The sequence below is a fragment of the Bacillus sp. FSL H8-0492 genome, assembly GCF_038006145.1.
GTDB lineage: Bacteria > Bacillota > Bacilli > Bacillales > Bacillaceae_G > Bacillus_A > Bacillus_A mycoides.
Genome location: NZ_JBBOUP010000001.1, coordinates 4,368,694 through 4,385,459, shown reverse-complemented (window position 1 = coordinate 4,385,459; position 16,766 = coordinate 4,368,694). Strand labels below are relative to the sequence as shown.

Genomic DNA, 16,766 nt, shown 5'->3' with positions numbered 1-16,766 from the left:
GTTACATAACGGAAGTTTTTTATGTTTAATTGTATGCGTTTTCATAATAAGATGAAAATATAGAAAAAACATAGCTTGGAGGAATTTAAAATGACTGATATGCAAACTCCATTTGCGTTAATTTTACATGGTGGTAACGCGAGAAGCGCGGCACTTGAAGCAATTGCTTTTGCAAGACAAGGAGATTTTCAGAATGCGAGTGAAAAGATGGAACTTGCTAGTGAGGAAATATCATCCGCTCATCGTATTCAAACCGATTTAATTCAAGAGGAAGCAAGAGGCAATCATGCAGAAATAAGTTTATTATTAGTGCATGCACAAGATCATTTAATGAATGCCATTACAGTGAAAGAACTTGCTGAGGAATTTATTACTCTTCATAAACGAGTGGAAGAGAAAGTGACAGTATAATATGTACATTTTATTATGTTGTGCAGCAGGCATGTCAACGAGTATGGTTGTAAGAAAAATGCAAGAAGAGGCAAAGAAACAAGGGAAGGATTATAAAATTAAAGCAGTTGATTCGGAACTTGTGAAACTGGAAATAAAAAATGCTGATGTTGTTTTAATTGGACCACAGGTGAAGTATTTGTTTCCAGCGGTAGAGTTTCTTGCAAAGTCATACGATATACCAGTTGCAATTATAGAGCAGCGAGATTATGGTATGTGTGATGGTTTGAAAGTACTTAAGCAAGCTGAACAATTAGTTTTAGCGTAATTATATTTTTTTAAATATAAACATTATAATGTTATAACTTTTACTTTTGTCAGATTGAACATAGGGAGGGTTATCGATGAATGGTTTTATGAGTTTTATGGAACAGAAGATTATGCCAACAACGCAAAAGATTGCGGGGCAACGACATTTATTAGCAATTCGAAATGGAGTTATTTCTACATTACCGTTAACGATTGTCGGGTCATTTTTCGTTATCTTTTTAAACTTACCAATTGATGCATATATGGAGTGGATTGCACCGTTTCGTCATATTTTAGATATTCCATTCCGATTTACAGTAGGCTTAATGGCTTTATACGCAGCATTTGGGGTAGGGGCCTCACTCGCGAACTTTTATCAGCTCAATCAATTAAGTGCAGGATTATTATCTGTACTCGCCTTTTTACTAGCATCAGTTGAACCAATTCAAATAACAAAAGCTGTACCAGGTGTTATTGATGCAGGAAGATATATTTCAGTAGGGACATTAAGTGCAACTTCTTTATTCGGAGCTATTGTGACAGCATTAATTGCAGTAGAAATTTATCACTTTATGATTAAGCATAATATTTCGATTAAATTACCAGATAGTGTACCACCAGCAGTTGCAAACTCGTTTGCAGCATTAATTCCAACTTTAGTAGTTATTCTTTTATTCTGGGGTATTCGTTACGGTTTGAAATTTGATGTAAACACAACAATCACATATTTAATCGCACCATTAAAATCAGTATTAGTAGGAAATAATTTATTCGGCGGTTTATTAACAGTATTCTTAATCGTGTTCTTCTGGTCGTTCGGTATACATGGCCCAGCGATTTTAGGACCAATCATCCGTCCGATGTGGGATTCAGCAATTCTTGAAAATATGGAAGTATTCACGGCTACAGGAAATGCACATCAGTTACCAAACTTATTTACAGAGCAATTTATTCAATGGTTCGTATGGATTGGTGGATCAGGCTCAACGTTAGCTTTAGTAATTATGTTTATGTTCTCTAAATCTAAGTTCTTAAAAGAGTTAGGTAGATTATCATTCGTACCAGGTTTATTCAATATTAACGAGCCAATTATTTTCGGGGCACCAATTGTAATGAATCCAATCTTAATTATTCCGTTCGTTATTACACCGTTAGTTACAACGACGGTATCATATTTCGCAGTTGTTTCAGGTATGATTCCGCTCATGATGGCGAAGCTGCCATTTACGATGTTAGCGCCAATTGCAGCGATTATTAGTACGGACTGGACAATTATGGCTGGTGTACTTGTACTTGTTAACTTTGTTATCTCATTCGTTATTTACTATCCATTCTTCAAAATGTATGAGAAACAACAATTAGCAGGAGAGGAGAAAACAGAATGCTCGGAGCAATTATCATCTTAATTACATTCGTGGCGGGGCAGTGTATTGCACATTATTCAAAGTGGGTACAAAGTAAATCGCTATTAGTTTTACTACTTGTGTCGATATTATTTATTGGATGTTCAATGGGGGCTTATGTGGCATTTAGTTTAGAATCACCGTACTTTATCATCGTACCAACGATTTTATGTGCAACATGTTTATCTGCAAAATATAGATTTACGAGCATGGCATTAATACAACGTGTGAAGGAGATGCAAAAGCATGGAGCGTAAATTAGGAATTTCACTTTATCCAGAGCATTCAACGAAAGAACAAGATATGGCATACATTTCGGCAGCGGCACGCCACGGTTTTTCAAGAATATTTACATGTCTATTATCTGTGAATCGTCCGAAAGAAGAAATTGTAGCTGAATTTAAAGAAATTATTGGGCATGCAAAAGAGTATAATATGGAAGTTATTTTAGATGTAGCTCCGGCTGTATTCGATCAACTTGGTATTAGTTATAGTGATCTATCATTCTTTGCAGAGTTAGGTGCAGATGGAATTCGTTTAGATGTAGGGTTTGACGGGTTAACAGAAGCGAAAATGACGAATAATCCATATGGCTTAAAAATTGAGCTGAATGTAAGTAATGATATTGCCTATTTAGAAAATATCCTTTCGCATCAAGCGAATAAATCAGCTTTAATTGGTTGCCACAATTTTTATCCGCAAAAATTTACTGGTCTTCCGTATGATTATTTCATTCGCTGTAGTGAACGCTTCAAAAAGCATGGTATTCGCAGTGCAGCCTTTATTACATCGCATGCAGCTGACATCGGTCCATGGGATATTAATGACGGATTATGTACGTTAGAACAACATCGTAACTTACCAATTGAAGTACAAGCGAAACATTTATGGGCAACAGGGTTTATTGATGATGTTATTATCGGAAATGCTTATGCGAGTGAAGAAGAGTTAGAGAAACTAGGAAACTTAAATCGTTACATGTTACAGCTAAAGGTACAATTTGTAGAAGAAGCGACTGAAGTAGAGAAGAGAGCGACACTGCAAGAATTACACGTAAGACGCGGTGACATAACAGAGTATATGGTACGTTCTACAGAAGTACGTAAAAAGTACAAAGACTATGACTTCCCAGTGCGCGAAAGTGTACGACAGGAAAGAGGGCAAGTTGTAATTGGTAATAACTTATTCGGAAAGTATAAAGGTGAACTACAAATCATTCTGAAAGAAATGCCAATAGATGAACGGAAAAATATTGTCGGTACAATTGCAGAAGAAGAGTTATTCTTACTAGATTATGTAGGAGCTTGGACACAGTTTACTTGTGTGGAATAGGGAAGGTAAGAGAGGGTGCTATAGCAGCCTCTTTTTTCTGTTGAAATAGTAGTCTATCGTATATAGAATTCAAAGGGATAGATTTAACTTGGACGGGGGAGAAGGAGATGGAAGAGTATATAGATGATTTATTAAGGCGGATGGCGGATGAAGAAGCAGGTATTCGGCAATGTGCTTATGAAGAAGCGAGGCAGTTAAATGATGTATCGCTTTTTTCTTGTTTCCAAGAGAAAGTAATGGAAGCACGAAAAGTATATATAAAAACAAATCTTTATTTTTTAATTACACGACTTGCAATAAATACTAAAGAGATGTATATTGCAGATTATTTGATAGATCGGTTAGAAAGTGAAGAAAGCAGGATGGTGTTAGATAGCATGCTCATAGATTTAAGTAAATTATCTGAAGCAAGCAATGCACATAAAATTATTCCTTACATATATCATAAAAATAGTGGAGTTCGTTATTCTGCTGTCATCGCTTTAAAGTTGTGTAAATCGTTGGAAGCAGAAGATGCTTTATTGAAGTTACTTACAGTGGAAGAGAATCGAGATGATATTGTAAATATATGTGCCACTTTATATGAGATTGGAACAAAGCGATCAATCTTACCTTTAACAAAGCTTTTACATTGCGATAGTGCTTATGTTCGTTCAACTGTTATTGAGGTTTTAGCGAAAATAGGGGGAGCGGACTTACAAATAGTTTATATTGAAGCTTTAAAGGATAGAAATGTTATGGTGAAATACGAAGCTGTTCGAGCTATTTATGCATATGGAGATGAAATGGCGATTCAACCAATTAGCGAACGTGTAACTAAAGTTGTTTCTAGAAGACGTAAAAATGAAGTAGAGCCTACTGATGAATCAGAGATCGTCATTGCTCTTCGTTTCTTACATAAGTTTGCTACTCATGAAGAAGTTTTAAAGACGTTTGATAAAGTATATAAAAAACGAGGAAACTTGTTTTTGTCAGAGAGAAAATGGATTCGGGATAATATTAGTTACTTTCAAGAGAAAGAAAGAGTGTAAGAATCATAAAAAAAGAGTTAGCCTCAATAATGAGACTAACTCTTTTTTTAATAATTAGTTTAAAATTTTCACTGTAACTGTTTTACGTCCCCAGTTACTTGATGTACCTTTATCTGGCATTAAAACATCGATTTTATTTCCTTTAATAGCTCCACCAGTATCACCAGCGATTGCTACTCCGTAACCTTCAACCCATACTTTTGAACCTAATGGAATGACACTTGGATCAACTGCAATTAGTTTCATGTTTGGATTAGCTGTTAAGTTATGACCCATAGCTGATTTTACTTGGTCTCCTGCTTTGTAACCATTTTCAAGTGGATCCGCTGTGTAAGCTGTTGCTTGAACTCTTAATTCACGAGAAGAAGATGGTGCACTTGTTTCAGTTTCTTTTGCAACAGGTTGTTGTGTAGCTGGTTTTTGAGCTTTAGCCGCTTCACGAGCTTTAGCTGCCTCTTGAGCCTTAGCCGCTTCACGAGCTTCAGCTGCTTCCTCGGCTTTAGCCGCTTCACGAGCCTTAGCTGCTTCCCCGGCTTTAGCCGCTTCACGAGCTTTAGCTGCCTCTTGAGCCTTAGCTTCTGCTTGAGCTTCAGCTTCTGCCTGAGCTTTGGCTGCTTCACGAGCTTTAGCTGCTTCTTGAGCCTTAGCTTCTGCTTGAGCTTTAGCTGCTTCAGTTGCTTCTTGAGCTTTAGCCGCTTCACGAGCTTTAGCCGCTTCTTGAGCCTTAGCTTCTGCTTGAGTTTCAGCAGCTTCACGAGCTTTAGTTGCTTCTTGAGCCTTAGCTTTTGCTTGAGTTTCAGCAGCTTCACGAGCTTTAGTTGCTTCTTGAGCCTTAGCTTTTGCTTGAGTTTCAGCTACTTCCCCGGCTTTAACTGCTTCACGAACTTTAGCTGTATCTTGAACGTTAGTTACTTTTTCAGCTTTAACTACTGGCTGAACTTTAACTGGTGCTTTTCCTGTTAAGTAAGGAATGTGTACATAAGCTGTTTGGCCGTTATATTCAAATTGGATCCAATCATTTTGTACTTGGTGTGTTGTTTCGATTACATCATCTTTTTTCAATTTACCAAGAATCGCTGAATCTGTATTTGCTCCAGCACGTACGTTTAATACGTTTGCTGTTACGTAGTAAGTATCTTTTGTGTAGTCAGCGCTTATGAAAGCCTCTTTACCACTATTTAATTTAACTTTTGACCATCCGTTTTCTGTATGTAAAACGTTAACTTTATATCCATCTAATAACTTTCCGACAACTTGTGATTCAGTAGTTGGGTTTTCTCGTACATTTAGTACATCAGTCGTTACGATTGTTTCTGCTTTAGCAGATGTTGTGAAAATCCCAAGACCAAAAACCGCTGCTGTTGCTATACCCATAAATTTTTTCATAATAGCCTCCATTGCATTTGTTTTCGTTGACCTCATTATAGCAACCATTATTTTCTTATTTGCGGAAAACACAAAACTACAAAGCATTCGTAACGAGGCATTAATATTCTGTAATAATTCCATTTATATCCTGATAGCGTTTTCTTTGCGTTTTTGAGGGGATTAGAACATACGATTCATAAAATCAACACTTTTTTAATTACTAATAGATTAATAATGTTTCATTAGTGTTACTTGAATGTTTCTGTAATGTTACAAAAAAGGGATATTTAACTATTTGAATCGTAATGTAGTTATGAAAATATAATCTTCTTGTGTGTGAAGTCGTATATATAGGGGGGATTTTAATGAAATAGAGATATAATTGTTACAAAATAAGTTGTAGTATGGAAAAAATTACGCCTTGAATTTGTTCTTTTACATATTATTTTTGCAATAATAAGATTGTAGGATAGTGGTAATGCGAAATGAAAGTTGCAAGGATAAAAAGATAATCGCAACATGAAACATATATAATAGAAGAAACATGATTTAAAGGGATGATATCGTTATGAGTTGGTTCGCGAGTTGCAGTAGAATTATCCCGCTATTTGTGGGCAGTAAAACCCTCACCTCAAAATTCGGCTGAAGCAAAGAAGTTAGGTGGGAGATTAACTGCCGGTAAAAGCCCGATTGGTGAAGGCTAATAATCAGTGGGGGATGAACAAAACCCCCACTGATTATAGTTTCACTTTATATAATAGAAGTTAGAGGTTCTTATTTTTGTCAAAACGTCGATGAAATTACATTTGCCTTCAACAAAATAAAAAACGTAGGAGTGTAAACTCCTACGTTTTTTATTTACTCATATCGTAAACATTCAATTGGATCAAGTTTTGCAGCTTTGTTAGCTGGTAGTAAACCGAATGCAATACCGATTAGCATTGAAATACCTACTGAAAGAAGTCCAAGTTCTTTTGAGATAACGAGTGGCCATCCGGCAAAGATTGAGACGATCCAAGCGAAGAATATACCGAGCATGAATCCGATGAAACCACCGAGTCCTGTTAAAATACAAGATTCAATTAAGAATTGTGTTAATACTTTACCGCGCGTTGCACCAAGTGCTTTACGAATACCAATCTCACGTGTACGTTCTGTTACAGATACAAGCATGATGTTCATTACACCGATACCACCAACAAGTAAGGAGATAGCAGCAATACCACCGAATACCATTTTCATCATACCAATTGATTCGTCTAATTGCTTCGTAAACTCACCCATATCTTGAGCTTCAAATTTATGCTCAAATTTAGGAGCTTTCATTTCGTTTAAAACAGAAGCAGCTTGTTTTTCTACACTTTTACGTTCTGCTGGCGAAGTTAATATTAATCTTACAGAGTCATACTCAGTTACTCCTGAGATTACAGGAGCGTTTTCAAGTGATGTATAACCTTCTGACATAGCCATTCCGAAATCATTTTTTGCTTCATACACACCGACTACTTTATATGGCTTTCCTTTTATATCAGTATATAAATTTGATTCCCAACCATTAAACAATTTGTTGAAAGCTTCTTCATTTAAAATAACAGCAGGAATTGCTTGCTTTAATTCACTATCATTTAATTCACGACCGTGAACTAATTTTATTTTCGCATCTGTCATGAAGGCACCTGTTCCACCTTTTAAATCAAGAGAGACATCTTTTGAACCAGAAGATGCTTTTACTTTCATACTTACATCTGGATAAACATCTTTAACGCCAGGAACAGTTTGAAGACGTTTTAACATATCAGCTGTAATTTTGGCACTATCAGTTCCGTAATCAGGGTTGTTGTAGTAAATCGTTACTTCAGTATCTTTTCCTTGGCCTAACTCTTTTTTAAACTTTGCATTTGTACCATCACCCATTGAAATGATAGTAATAATGGCGCTAATACCGATAATAATACCTAGCATTGTTAATATAGAACGCATTTTATGAGCAAAGATAGAGGAAAGGGCCATGCGTATATTTTCACTCGTGTTCAAAATTAACCTCTCCAATCTTGGACGATATTTCCGTCACGAATTACAATTTGACGTGCTGCCGCTTCCCCAATTTCACGATCGTGGGTAATCATAATGATTGTTGAGCCTTGTTTGTTTAATTCGTAAAAGAGATCCATAATTTGTGTACTTGTTTTCGTATCAAGTGCACCCGTCGGTTCATCTGCTAAGAGAAATTTCGGGTTATTTACGATTGCACGTGCGACTGCGACACGCTGCTTTTGTCCACCTGACAATTCATTTGGTAAGTGAGTAGCACGATCAGCTAAACTGACTTTTGTTAAAGCTGCTAATGAGCGCTCACGTCTTTCTTTTTTATCGACTCCAGCGTAAATAAGAGGTAGTTCTACATTTTGAAGTGCTGTAAGTCTCGGTAATAACATAAAGTTTTGGAATATGAATCCGATCTCTTTATTACGAACATGTGCAAGTTCTGTTTCAGACATGTTTGAAATGTTTTGACCAGCTAGTTCGTACGCACCTGTCGTTGGTTTATCTAAGCAACCGATAATGTTCATTAATGTTGATTTACCAGAACCAGACGGTCCCATAATAGAAGTGAATTCTCCTTGGTTTAGTGTTACATCAATTCCATGTAATATTTGAACGGACTCTGCACCATTTTGGAAAGATTTCGTGATGCCTTTTAAGTTAATCATTGAGTGACAACCTCCATACCGTCTTTTAAGTCTTTTTCAGGTTTAGAGATAATTTCCTCTCCTTTTTTCACTCCAGAAACTTTTGCTTCGCTATCTGTCTCAAATTCAACAGTAACTGCTTGTTCTTTCGCTTTACCGTCTTTTACAACGAAGACAACATTTTTGTCACCTTTTTTCACAATGCTGCTTTTCGGAACAATCGTACCAGTTGCTTCGCCAGATTTACTTGTTACGTAAACATGGAAGCCGTTTTGTAATTCTTCACTATTATCTAATGTGACAGTGAATTGATAATTAGAAACAGTTTTATTTTCGTCCATGCTCTTTAATGGTGTAGAACCGATTTCTGTTACTTTTCCTGTCCAAGTCTTACCAGCGACAGTTTTTGATGAAACAGTTACTTCTTGCCCAACTTTCATACTAGCAAGTTCATATTCAGAAAGTTGACCTTTTACTTTAAATTGACCAGCGTGACGAAGTGTAATGCCACTCATACCTGTTTTTTCATCAGCAGTTTTTACGATATCATCAATTACACCGTCGGCTGGACTTGTTACAGAAAGTGTGTTTACTTTCTCTTTTGCTACTTTAATCATTTCATCAGCTTTTTCTACTTCAAACTTCTTCATTTCAAGTTGTGATTCTAATTGCCCAACTTCAATTTCTGATGCTTTTAATGCTTCAGCTGGAAGGCCTGCATTTTTATCTTTTTGTAATTTTTGTTTCGCTGCATCAATTTGTTTTTGGAACAATGTTACTTCTTTTTGTGCGATTTTCTTTTGCATTTCTACTTCTGTTACACCTTGTTTAGCAGTAGGGTCATTATATTTAAATAGAAGCTGACCTTTTTTCACTTCATCACCTTTTTTAACAGCTAATTCATACGTACCTTTTGTTGGATCGAATGAAATTGTTTCAATACCATTTGGAATAACTTCGCCGCCAAATTTTTGTGCATTTTCAATTTGTTTTTCCGTAATTTTATAACCGCTATATGCCATTGCTACTTCTGAACTACCGCCAGCAAATGCAAAATATGATCCAGCTGCAATTCCGATCGCTACTACACTAGTAATTAACACTTTATTTTTCTTCTTCATCTATTTATCACCTTTTCGTTCGTTTTAGTATCTACATTAAGTATAGAAGAGGTGAAGAATCTGACAAATCGTTTTAGCTTACAATAACCTTACAGTTTTGTAAGGTATAAATATGTAAATGTAAGGTGGAGGTTTTCCTAGTTTAAGCAAATGAATTGACTCGTTGTTTTTTTCTAATAATAATATTGTATGAAGGAGAGGAGGAAGGAAGATGGAAGCTTATTTTAGTGCGCATCCATTAAAACCATTTATTCCGTACTCGAGGCAACATGTCATTATATTATTTATTATGTTGGTGGGGATATTTTTTCTGTATCAATACCAAGATTTATTGCGTCAAAGTGAGTGGAATATAACGGTTCGATATGCGATTGCATTTCTATTTATAGGAAGTGAGATTGGACTTCATATGTGGGAATGGAAAGCCGGTATTTTTGAGCTAGGCACTTCATTACCATTTGAGTTATGTACGATTAGTTTATTGTTAGCATCGATTATGATTGTAACGAAAAGCTATCGAATATATGAGATTGTGTTTTTTACAGGAATTATCGGTGCATCGCAAGCCATTTTAACGCCGAACGTGCAATACGCTTTTCCGCATTTTCGCTTTATAGAATTCTTCATTGCACATGTATTACTCATTTGGGCACCGCTCTTTATGACGTGGGTAGAAGGATATAGACCTACCTTGCAATCGATTAAGCGTACGATGATATTTTTAAACATAGTAATTCCAATCGTTTCATTTGTTAATTATAAAACGGGTGGCAATTATATGTTTTTAGCTCATAAGCCAGAAACTGCTTCATTACTCGATATGTTAGGGCCGCATCCCTACTATATTATTTCATTAGAAATAGCTGCGCTTATGGGATGTTTCATTTTGTATATACCATTTGCGAAAAGAGAAGGGCATGCGCATAAAGAATCACTAGGATCATAACCTAGTGATTTTTTTATTATAAATATTTACAATTCAGAAAATTAAGAATAAAATTAAATGGTAAATTATATAGAGAGAAGGGGGAAAATGGTAAAGAAAGTTTTTTTGAATGGGATGGAAATGACAATTCAATTTATCATTTCAATTTTGGGTATTATTTTTTTAGGGGCACTGCCGAAATTATTTTATGGATTTGAGCTGAATGTATCAGCGTACATAAAGAGTTTAAAAGAAGTATTTGCGAAATTAATGGATATTTCCAATATGCAATATGCAAGTGATAAATTTTTATTTCCACAGTTGTTTGTTCATTATAAAGAAACAATGGTTATTTTCTTGTCTGCATTTTGCATTTCATTATTTGTAGCATTTTGTATCGTTTATATGATTATGAGTAGTTCACCGCGTATACAACATCGAATTAAATCATTTCTCATCTTCCTAGAATCCATTCCAGACATTCTTCTTATTTTGGGATCACAAATTTTAGTTATATGGTTTTTTAAACAGACAGGTTTTTTACCCTTTCAAATTGCGTCAATCGGAGGCGAGTCTATTAGAGGATTGCCAATATTTTGTTTGAGTATACCGACTACGATTCTGTTTGTAAAACTGTTAGTGCTTCGTTTTGAAAATGAGCTAGAAAAAGATTATGTACTATTTGCTAAGGCGAAAGGGTTGGGGCGTTTTCACATTTTAAATCGTCATATTTTACGAAATGTGTTGCTTAGTACACTGTTCTTTGCGAAAACGAATATTTTTTTTATGTTATCTAATTTATATATTATAGAATGGATTTTTAATACGAGAGGTATTTTTATGTTTTTGAAATCATATCCGGATATTAGGGTTGAGGTTTTCATCGTTAGTGTGCTGCTTATTTATATTCCGATTTTTATTTTGTTTAAATTGTTTCATTATCTCATTCCAGCTGCGATGAAGGAGAGGCTATAATATGTGGACGTATATAAAACGCGATAAAAGATTTTGGATAAGCATTGGGTTTCTTCTCATATTAGTTCTTTTGAGCATCGGAAATACGATATGGAATGATGGACATATTAGACAAGTTACGTTGCAATATGATGCGGATGAAAATCCACAAGTACCACCGTTTTCACCTTCATTACAATTTTTACTTGGGACAGACCGGAAAGGATATGACCTTTTACATTTAGTAATTGAGGGAGCAAAGTGGACGATTGGAATATCGTTTTTAATCGCATTACTTAGAATGGTAATGGGTGTGTTTTTCGGTGTTTTGCTCGGAACATACATAAAAAAAGGCTTTTCAAAGATTGAGGCTTTCTTTGATAGTTTTACAGTCATTCCAACAGTTATGATTGCGTATTTCTTGCTTCGCTCTGTGAATACCTTTGGAAATGGAGAGGAAACAACAACCTTTTTTGAAAGAGCTTCGTTTCAAGTTTTATTACTTGTAATGCTTGTGATGCCAGTTATTGCACTGTATGTTGCGAAGGAAGTACGTAAATTGAGAACCGAAGAATTTATTGAAGCTGCGTGCATATTGGGTGGATCGAGAAGGCACATTGTTATAAAGCATATTTTCCCGCATCTCTATATGACGTTTATACTTGTATTTTTTCAGCAGTTTACGCAAACTCTTACTATTTTACTGCACTTAGGATTACTGGAAATATTCTTTGGTGGAACAGTTCAGTTTTTAGGACCGATAGAAGAAATAGAATCTTACACGCATGAATGGTCAGGTTTAATTGGAGTCTATTTTAGATCATTAACAGTGAATCCGTGGATTCCGCTCGTTCCCATCACGTTTTTTGGACTTACTATTTTTTCAGGAAATATGATTGTAAAAAGTATAGAAGAGGCGATGATGAAAGTAAGGTTAGGAGGAGAGATAAAGAAGGACGTTGCAGAAGAGGAACAATCTGCTGTGCAGTCAAAAGAAGAGTTATTTACTTTTAAACATACGATGTGAAGAACCTAGGAAACTAGGTTCTTTTATTTTGCTATATTACAATATCGTAAGAGAGATGTAATGAAAATCGATAGGGGAGAAATACAATTTCGTATACACTTCATGTATAGAGAAATGCGAGAGCAGGTGAAGGTGTACGATGGATTTTTTAGAAGTATCAAAACGTAGTATAAAACGAAATATGAAAGATTATTTTCTATACTTTATTTCATTAGTAGGCAGCATTATTATTTATTTTACATTCGTATCGATTAAACGAAATGAAAGTGTAGTAGCGCTTTTAAAAGAATCGGATAAAGTGGAAACGACATTTACGTTTGCACAAATTTTATTGATTATTTTTTTAACGATTTTTATTTTTTATTGTAATAGCTTCTTTTTACGAAAGAAGAAGAAAGAAATTGCATTGTATAGTTTATTAGGAATTCGTAAAGAAGAAATTGCTAAGTTACTCTTTTATGAAACACTATTAGTTGGTGCTGCGGCAAGTGTACTAGGTATTATTTCTGGTTTATTTATAGCGAATATATGTGCAGGGCTTCTTGTGAAGTTAATGGGAAGTGCGTTTACGTTCACATTTACGATTTCATTTTTATCTATAGTAGAAGTCCTTATAACGATAGGTGCGATTTTCTTTATTGCATCATGGAAAAGTAAAAAGTTAATTTATGAGCATCGTTTAGTTGAATTACTATATGGTGAAAATCAGAAGGAAGAGGCACCTACGTATTCAAGTAAGAAGGCAAAACGAGCGATTGTTTTATTAATTACAGGTTATATAATTGCGTTACTCACACAAGTTTTTGGGTTTGGAGCAATTTTTATTACAGGTCTACTTATTTTTGGGTGTATTGTAAAAGGTACGTTTTTACTATTTGAGCAATATACAGTGAAATCACTCCATAAAATAAAGGGAGATAAAATGAAATATTGGAATGGAACGAACATTTTATCGATTTCTTCACTGTTCTTTAGAATAAAAGGGAACGTAAAGATGCTTGCGTTATTATCTTTATTAAGTGCAGTGACGCTATGTACAATTGGGATTAGTTCTAGTATGTATTATGGGGCTCAGAAAACGGCGACATTAATGAATCCAGTTAGTTATGAGTATGTAACAACTGGAAAGGAATTAGATAAGAAAGTTAGAGAAGAAATTCAAAAACATGAGTTAGGAATCAAAAATGAAACATCCGTAGCTTTACTTTCTACGCAAGGGAAGATAGATGGAGAACAAATATTAACTGGGTATTTAATAGGTAATGGTAATGTACAAGTTATAAAAGAGTCGGATTTTAATAAATCAGCTTCTATGTTAGGGAATAAAAAAGCTGTGCTTCATTCGGAAAAGGAAGCAATTTTATTAGATCCGTATAAATCATATAACATTGAAAAGAATTCGCTTGAAGGAAACAACGTGTCCTTTGAAGGGATGAAGAATGGTATAACAATTGTTGAGCATCGTGAGGAAACAATTGTTAGTGCGAAACTTGCGCCAGTTGGACTTGTTGTTCAAGACTCGTTATTTAATAAGTTGCAGCAAGGAAATGCTGTTTCAACAGTTAGCGGATTTATCGTTGAAGGAAACGGTAGTAGAGAGCTAACGAAAGAGTTAGGGACTATCCTATCTAAGGAAGAAAAATTCCAATCATTTGAACAGGCGAGTCAAGCTGAGTTGCAAGATGGTGCAGTGTTGTTATTTGCAAGTGTATTTTTAGGGATTGTTTTTATTCTTGCTACTGGCTGTATTTTATACTTTAAACAAATAACAGAAGCGCTGGCAGAGCGACCAGCATACGGAATGTTAAAGAAAATCGGACTAACGAAAAGAGAAGCAACAGAGTCTGTAAGAAAACAAGTAGGAGCGATTTTCGTAGTACCATTACTGCTTGCGATTTGTCATACATTCTTTGCATTTTTAAGTTTGATGGGCTTTACAGGGATGTTTGAATATAGTCTTCCTTTACTAGGTAGTATAGGAGTGTATATCATGATTTACTTAGGCTACTATATGTTAACTGTTCGCTCATATACAAATACTGTATTCAGCGATAGAAAATAAAAAGAAGCAAGCATGGATTTCATGCTTGCTTTTTTTCTTTATTTTGTAGAAACTTCACCTGCAGCTTCTGTTTGTGGAATACAGTATCCGATTATACCACCGATTATTGCTGGAACGATCCAGCCGATTCCTAAGTTATAAAAAGGAATTGTGTGTACGATATTAGCGATAAAACTTGGTATCATTCCCACATTATCAAGTGCATGAATACAGCTAATAATGAATGCTGCGATCATCGCTCCGATATAGACAGAAGGTTTACGTTTCGTATATTTATCGATAAATGATACGAAAATTAAAATGATTGTAATTGGATATAAAATAATTAATACGGGTAATGTAATTTTGATTAATAAACTTAATCCTAAGTTTGAAATAACGAAGCTAAAAATACAAACGTATAGTACAAGCTTCTTATATGAAACATTTGTTAATACTGTTGTGAAATAGTTGGCGAATGCACTTACAACACCGATTGCAGTCGTTAAACAAGCAGCTATAATTGCGATACTTAATAAAACATTACCGCTTGTCCCAAAAAATTGATACATAATAGTTGCTAATAGTTGACCGCCATTTTCAAATTGTCCTAAGTTTCCGTTTGAAGCGCCGATATAACCTAGTAAGAAGTAAACAATTGTTAAGAAAAGAGCCGCAATGCTTCCGCAAATAATTGTATATTTTGCAATGGATTTCTTATCTTGTATCCCGTTTTGGCGAATTGCATTTACAACAATTGTTGATAATACGAGAGCTCCGATTGCATCTAATGTTAAAAAGCCTTCGAGAAATCCTTTGAAAAATGGGATTTCTTTATAGTCACCAACTGGTTCTGCGAACGATACTGGTGAAAGAATCGCCTTTGTTGCCATAATTGCAATAATTCCAAGCAAAATTGGCGTTAATATTTTTCCGATATGATCTACTAATTTGGATGGATTTAACGATAAGAAGTAGACGACTATAAAGAAAATCGCACTAAAAACTAACATAGAGTACCATTGATCTGGGAAAAGTGGTGCAATCCCAATTTCATAAGATACAGTTCCAGTTCGTGGAATAACAAATAGTGGGCCGATGGAAAGATAAATAATGATAGCGAATACTGCTGCGAATTTTGGGTGGACACGGCTCGCTAAAGTATTAAAACTACCACCAGCAAGGGCAACAGCGACGATAGCTAGTAAAGATAAACCGACATCTGTAATAATAAATCCTGTAATGGAAACCCACATATTTTCTCCGGAAGAAAGACCGAGAAGAGGCGGGAAAATCATATTACCAGCACCGAAGAAAACTGCGAATAGTAATAAACTAATCGAAAGTATTTGCGCTGGTTTTAAAGTTGTACGCATATAAAGAAAAGCCTCCTAATGAGCGTTTTTTTGTCGAAAATTCAAATAATTTGTCGATTAACTGTTATTATTTTAAAGGTCTGATGACTAGAAAGCAAGAGGGAATTTTAAAAATATTTTAAAATAATGCGTAAAATTGAATAAATATACTATTTATATGTTAATGCAGGAAGAATTTCACTTTTAACGTAAAAAAACACATATCGCTAGGATATGTGTATTAAAAATAAATTTGCCTATCACGTTCTTCTTTTAAAATTTCTACAGCCTCTCGGAAACGTTGAGAATGGACAATTTCTCGTTCGCGTAAAAAGCGTAAGCTATCATTTATATCGGGATCGTCTGATAAATCAATTAGCCATTGATAAGTCGCTCGTGCTTTTTCTTCAGCTGCAATATCCTCGTATAAATCTGCGATAGGATCTCCTTTCGCTTGAATGTAAGTGGCAGTAAAAGGAACACCACCTGCATTATGGTAAAACAAGGCGCTATCATGATTCGCATAATGCGCGTCTAATCCGGCAGCTTTCATTTGTTCAGGTGTTGCATCTTTTGTTAATTTATAAATCATTGTAGCAATCATTTCTAAATGTGCGAACTCTTCTGTACCAATATCGGTTAGTAAGCCAACGACTTTATCAGGAATAGTATAACGCTGATTTAAGTAGCGCAGAGCAGCAGTCAGTTCGCCGTCCGCACCACCGTACTGTTCAACTAATAATCTTGCGAGTGCTGGATTACAAGTACTCACCTTAACAGGATACTGTAATTTTTTTTCATAAATCCACATAGTTTCTCT

The 16,766-nt window shown here is 35.2% G+C and carries 16 protein-coding genes; 10 read left to right on the top strand and 6 right to left on the bottom strand.

What is annotated here, in order from left to right; all coding sequences use genetic code 11:
* Positions 1 to 90: 90 nt before the first annotated feature.
* The 6 genes from MHH66_RS22490 (at position 91) to MHH66_RS22465 (ending at position 4,465) form a co-directional block, all read left to right on the top strand.
* Positions 91 to 411 (top strand): PTS lactose/cellobiose transporter subunit IIA, encoded by a 321-nt coding sequence (locus tag MHH66_RS22490; protein WP_002125414.1) that lies wholly within the window; start codon positions 91 to 93, stop codon positions 409 to 411.
* Between the two features lies 1 nt (position 412).
* A complete protein-coding gene (locus tag MHH66_RS22485) occupies positions 413 to 718 on the top strand; it encodes a PTS sugar transporter subunit IIB (RefSeq protein WP_002087440.1) in 306 nt (101 codons plus the stop codon).
* A gap of 76 nt (positions 719 to 794) precedes the next feature.
* A complete protein-coding gene (locus MHH66_RS22480) occupies positions 795 to 2,105 on the top strand; it encodes a PTS sugar transporter subunit IIC (RefSeq protein ID WP_001013048.1) in 1,311 nt (436 codons plus the stop codon).
* On the top strand, positions 2,081 to 2,359 hold the full coding sequence (locus MHH66_RS22475; protein WP_002087437.1) for a hypothetical protein: 279 nt from the start codon (positions 2,081 to 2,083) through the stop codon (positions 2,357 to 2,359). The genes MHH66_RS22480 and MHH66_RS22475 overlap by 25 nt, the downstream gene beginning before the upstream one ends.
* Complete coding sequence (locus tag MHH66_RS22470; protein WP_078184507.1) at positions 2,349 to 3,434, top strand: DUF871 domain-containing protein; 1,086 nt, start codon at positions 2,349 to 2,351, stop codon at positions 3,432 to 3,434. The genes MHH66_RS22475 and MHH66_RS22470 overlap by 11 nt, the downstream gene beginning before the upstream one ends.
* A gap of 107 nt (positions 3,435 to 3,541) precedes the next feature.
* Positions 3,542 to 4,465 carry a HEAT repeat domain-containing protein gene (locus MHH66_RS22465; protein ID WP_016126599.1) on the top strand — a complete coding sequence of 308 codons (924 nt, stop codon included), beginning with the start codon at positions 3,542 to 3,544 and terminating at the stop codon, positions 4,463 to 4,465.
* A gap of 54 nt (positions 4,466 to 4,519) precedes the next feature.
* Here MHH66_RS22465 and entC read toward each other — a convergent pair whose 3' ends face one another.
* The 4 genes from entC to MHH66_RS22445 all read right to left on the bottom strand — a co-directional run bounded on the left by entC (position 4,520) and on the right by MHH66_RS22445 (position 9,644).
* The gene (gene entC / locus MHH66_RS22460) at positions 4,520 to 5,974 is read right to left on the bottom strand and encodes a cell wall-binding protein EntC (protein ID WP_078184508.1); all 1,455 of its coding nucleotides are present in this window, start codon (positions 5,972 to 5,974) and stop codon (positions 4,520 to 4,522) included.
* A 717-nt stretch (positions 5,975 to 6,691) separates the two neighbouring features.
* Positions 6,692 to 7,843 (bottom strand): ABC transporter permease, encoded by a 1,152-nt coding sequence (locus tag MHH66_RS22455; RefSeq protein ID WP_002063918.1) that lies wholly within the window; start codon positions 7,841 to 7,843, stop codon positions 6,692 to 6,694.
* Positions 7,844 to 7,869: 26 nt separating this feature from the next.
* Positions 7,870 to 8,544, bottom strand: coding sequence for an ABC transporter ATP-binding protein (locus MHH66_RS22450; RefSeq protein WP_002087431.1), 675 nt, complete (start codon positions 8,542 to 8,544; stop codon positions 7,870 to 7,872).
* A complete protein-coding gene (locus MHH66_RS22445; RefSeq protein ID WP_078184509.1) occupies positions 8,541 to 9,644 on the bottom strand; it encodes an efflux RND transporter periplasmic adaptor subunit in 1,104 nt (367 codons plus the stop codon). Before MHH66_RS22445 ends, MHH66_RS22450 begins: the two co-directional genes overlap by 4 nt.
* A 211-nt stretch (positions 9,645 to 9,855) precedes the next feature.
* Between MHH66_RS22445 and MHH66_RS22440 the strand changes: the two genes are divergently transcribed.
* The 4 genes from MHH66_RS22440 (at position 9,856) to MHH66_RS22425 (ending at position 14,612) form a co-directional block, all read left to right on the top strand.
* Positions 9,856 to 10,590 carry a YwaF family protein gene (locus MHH66_RS22440; protein ID WP_002029937.1) on the top strand — a complete coding sequence of 245 codons (735 nt, stop codon included), beginning with the start codon at positions 9,856 to 9,858 and terminating at the stop codon, positions 10,588 to 10,590.
* 87 nt (positions 10,591 to 10,677) lie between these two features.
* Positions 10,678 to 11,544, top strand: coding sequence for an ABC transporter permease subunit (locus tag MHH66_RS22435; protein WP_063219336.1), 867 nt, complete (start codon positions 10,678 to 10,680; stop codon positions 11,542 to 11,544).
* A gap of 1 nt (position 11,545) precedes the next feature.
* Complete coding sequence (locus tag MHH66_RS22430) at positions 11,546 to 12,550, top strand: ABC transporter permease (RefSeq protein WP_078184510.1); 1,005 nt, start codon at positions 11,546 to 11,548, stop codon at positions 12,548 to 12,550.
* A gap of 139 nt (positions 12,551 to 12,689) precedes the next feature.
* Positions 12,690 to 14,612, top strand: coding sequence for an FtsX-like permease family protein (locus tag MHH66_RS22425; protein WP_078184511.1), 1,923 nt, complete (start codon positions 12,690 to 12,692; stop codon positions 14,610 to 14,612).
* A gap of 38 nt (positions 14,613 to 14,650) precedes the next feature.
* Here the strand turns inward: MHH66_RS22425 and brnQ2 are convergent, their stop codons facing one another.
* Entirely contained in the window at positions 14,651 to 15,967 is a 1,317-nt protein-coding gene (gene brnQ2 / locus MHH66_RS22420; protein ID WP_002029943.1) for a branched-chain amino acid transport system II carrier protein BrnQ2, read from the bottom strand.
* Between the two features lie 220 nt (positions 15,968 to 16,187).
* Positions 16,188 to 16,757 carry a spore coat protein CotJC gene (gene cotJC, locus MHH66_RS22415; RefSeq protein ID WP_078184512.1) on the bottom strand — a complete coding sequence of 190 codons (570 nt, stop codon included), beginning with the start codon at positions 16,755 to 16,757 and terminating at the stop codon, positions 16,188 to 16,190.
* Positions 16,758 to 16,766: the final 9 nt, after the last annotated feature.

Bases quoted from the DNA above. Each gene is read 5' to 3' on its own strand.
- MHH66_RS22440 (WP_002029937.1), top strand. From the start codon at position 9,856: ATGGAAGCTTATTTTAGTGCGCATCCATTAAAACCATTTATTCCGTAC.
- MHH66_RS22470 (WP_078184507.1), top strand. From the start codon at position 2,349: ATGGAGCGTAAATTAGGAATTTCACTTTATCCAGAGCATTCAACGAAA.
- cotJC (WP_078184512.1), bottom strand. From the start codon at position 16,757: ATGTGGATTTATGAAAAAAAATTACAGTATCCTGTTAAGGTGAGTACT.
- entC (WP_078184508.1), bottom strand. From the start codon at position 5,974: ATGGAATTATTACAGAATATTAATGCCTCGTTACGAATGCTTTGTAGT.
- MHH66_RS22425 (WP_078184511.1), top strand. From the start codon at position 12,690: ATGGATTTTTTAGAAGTATCAAAACGTAGTATAAAACGAAATATGAAA.
- MHH66_RS22465 (WP_016126599.1), top strand. From the start codon at position 3,542: ATGGAAGAGTATATAGATGATTTATTAAGGCGGATGGCGGATGAAGAA.
- MHH66_RS22450 (WP_002087431.1), bottom strand. From the start codon at position 8,544: ATGATTAACTTAAAAGGCATCACGAAATCTTTCCAAAATGGTGCAGAG.
- MHH66_RS22485 (WP_002087440.1), top strand. From the start codon at position 413: ATGTACATTTTATTATGTTGTGCAGCAGGCATGTCAACGAGTATGGTT.
- MHH66_RS22490 (WP_002125414.1), top strand. From the start codon at position 91: ATGACTGATATGCAAACTCCATTTGCGTTAATTTTACATGGTGGTAAC.
- MHH66_RS22435 (WP_063219336.1), top strand. From the start codon at position 10,678: ATGGTAAAGAAAGTTTTTTTGAATGGGATGGAAATGACAATTCAATTT.
- MHH66_RS22475 (WP_002087437.1), top strand. From the start codon at position 2,081: ATGCTCGGAGCAATTATCATCTTAATTACATTCGTGGCGGGGCAGTGT.
- brnQ2 (WP_002029943.1), bottom strand. From the start codon at position 15,967: ATGCGTACAACTTTAAAACCAGCGCAAATACTTTCGATTAGTTTATTA.
- MHH66_RS22480 (WP_001013048.1), top strand. From the start codon at position 795: ATGAATGGTTTTATGAGTTTTATGGAACAGAAGATTATGCCAACAACG.
- MHH66_RS22455 (WP_002063918.1), bottom strand. From the start codon at position 7,843: ATGGCCCTTTCCTCTATCTTTGCTCATAAAATGCGTTCTATATTAACA.
- MHH66_RS22445 (WP_078184509.1), bottom strand. From the start codon at position 9,644: ATGAAGAAGAAAAATAAAGTGTTAATTACTAGTGTAGTAGCGATCGGA.
- MHH66_RS22430 (WP_078184510.1), top strand. From the start codon at position 11,546: ATGTGGACGTATATAAAACGCGATAAAAGATTTTGGATAAGCATTGGG.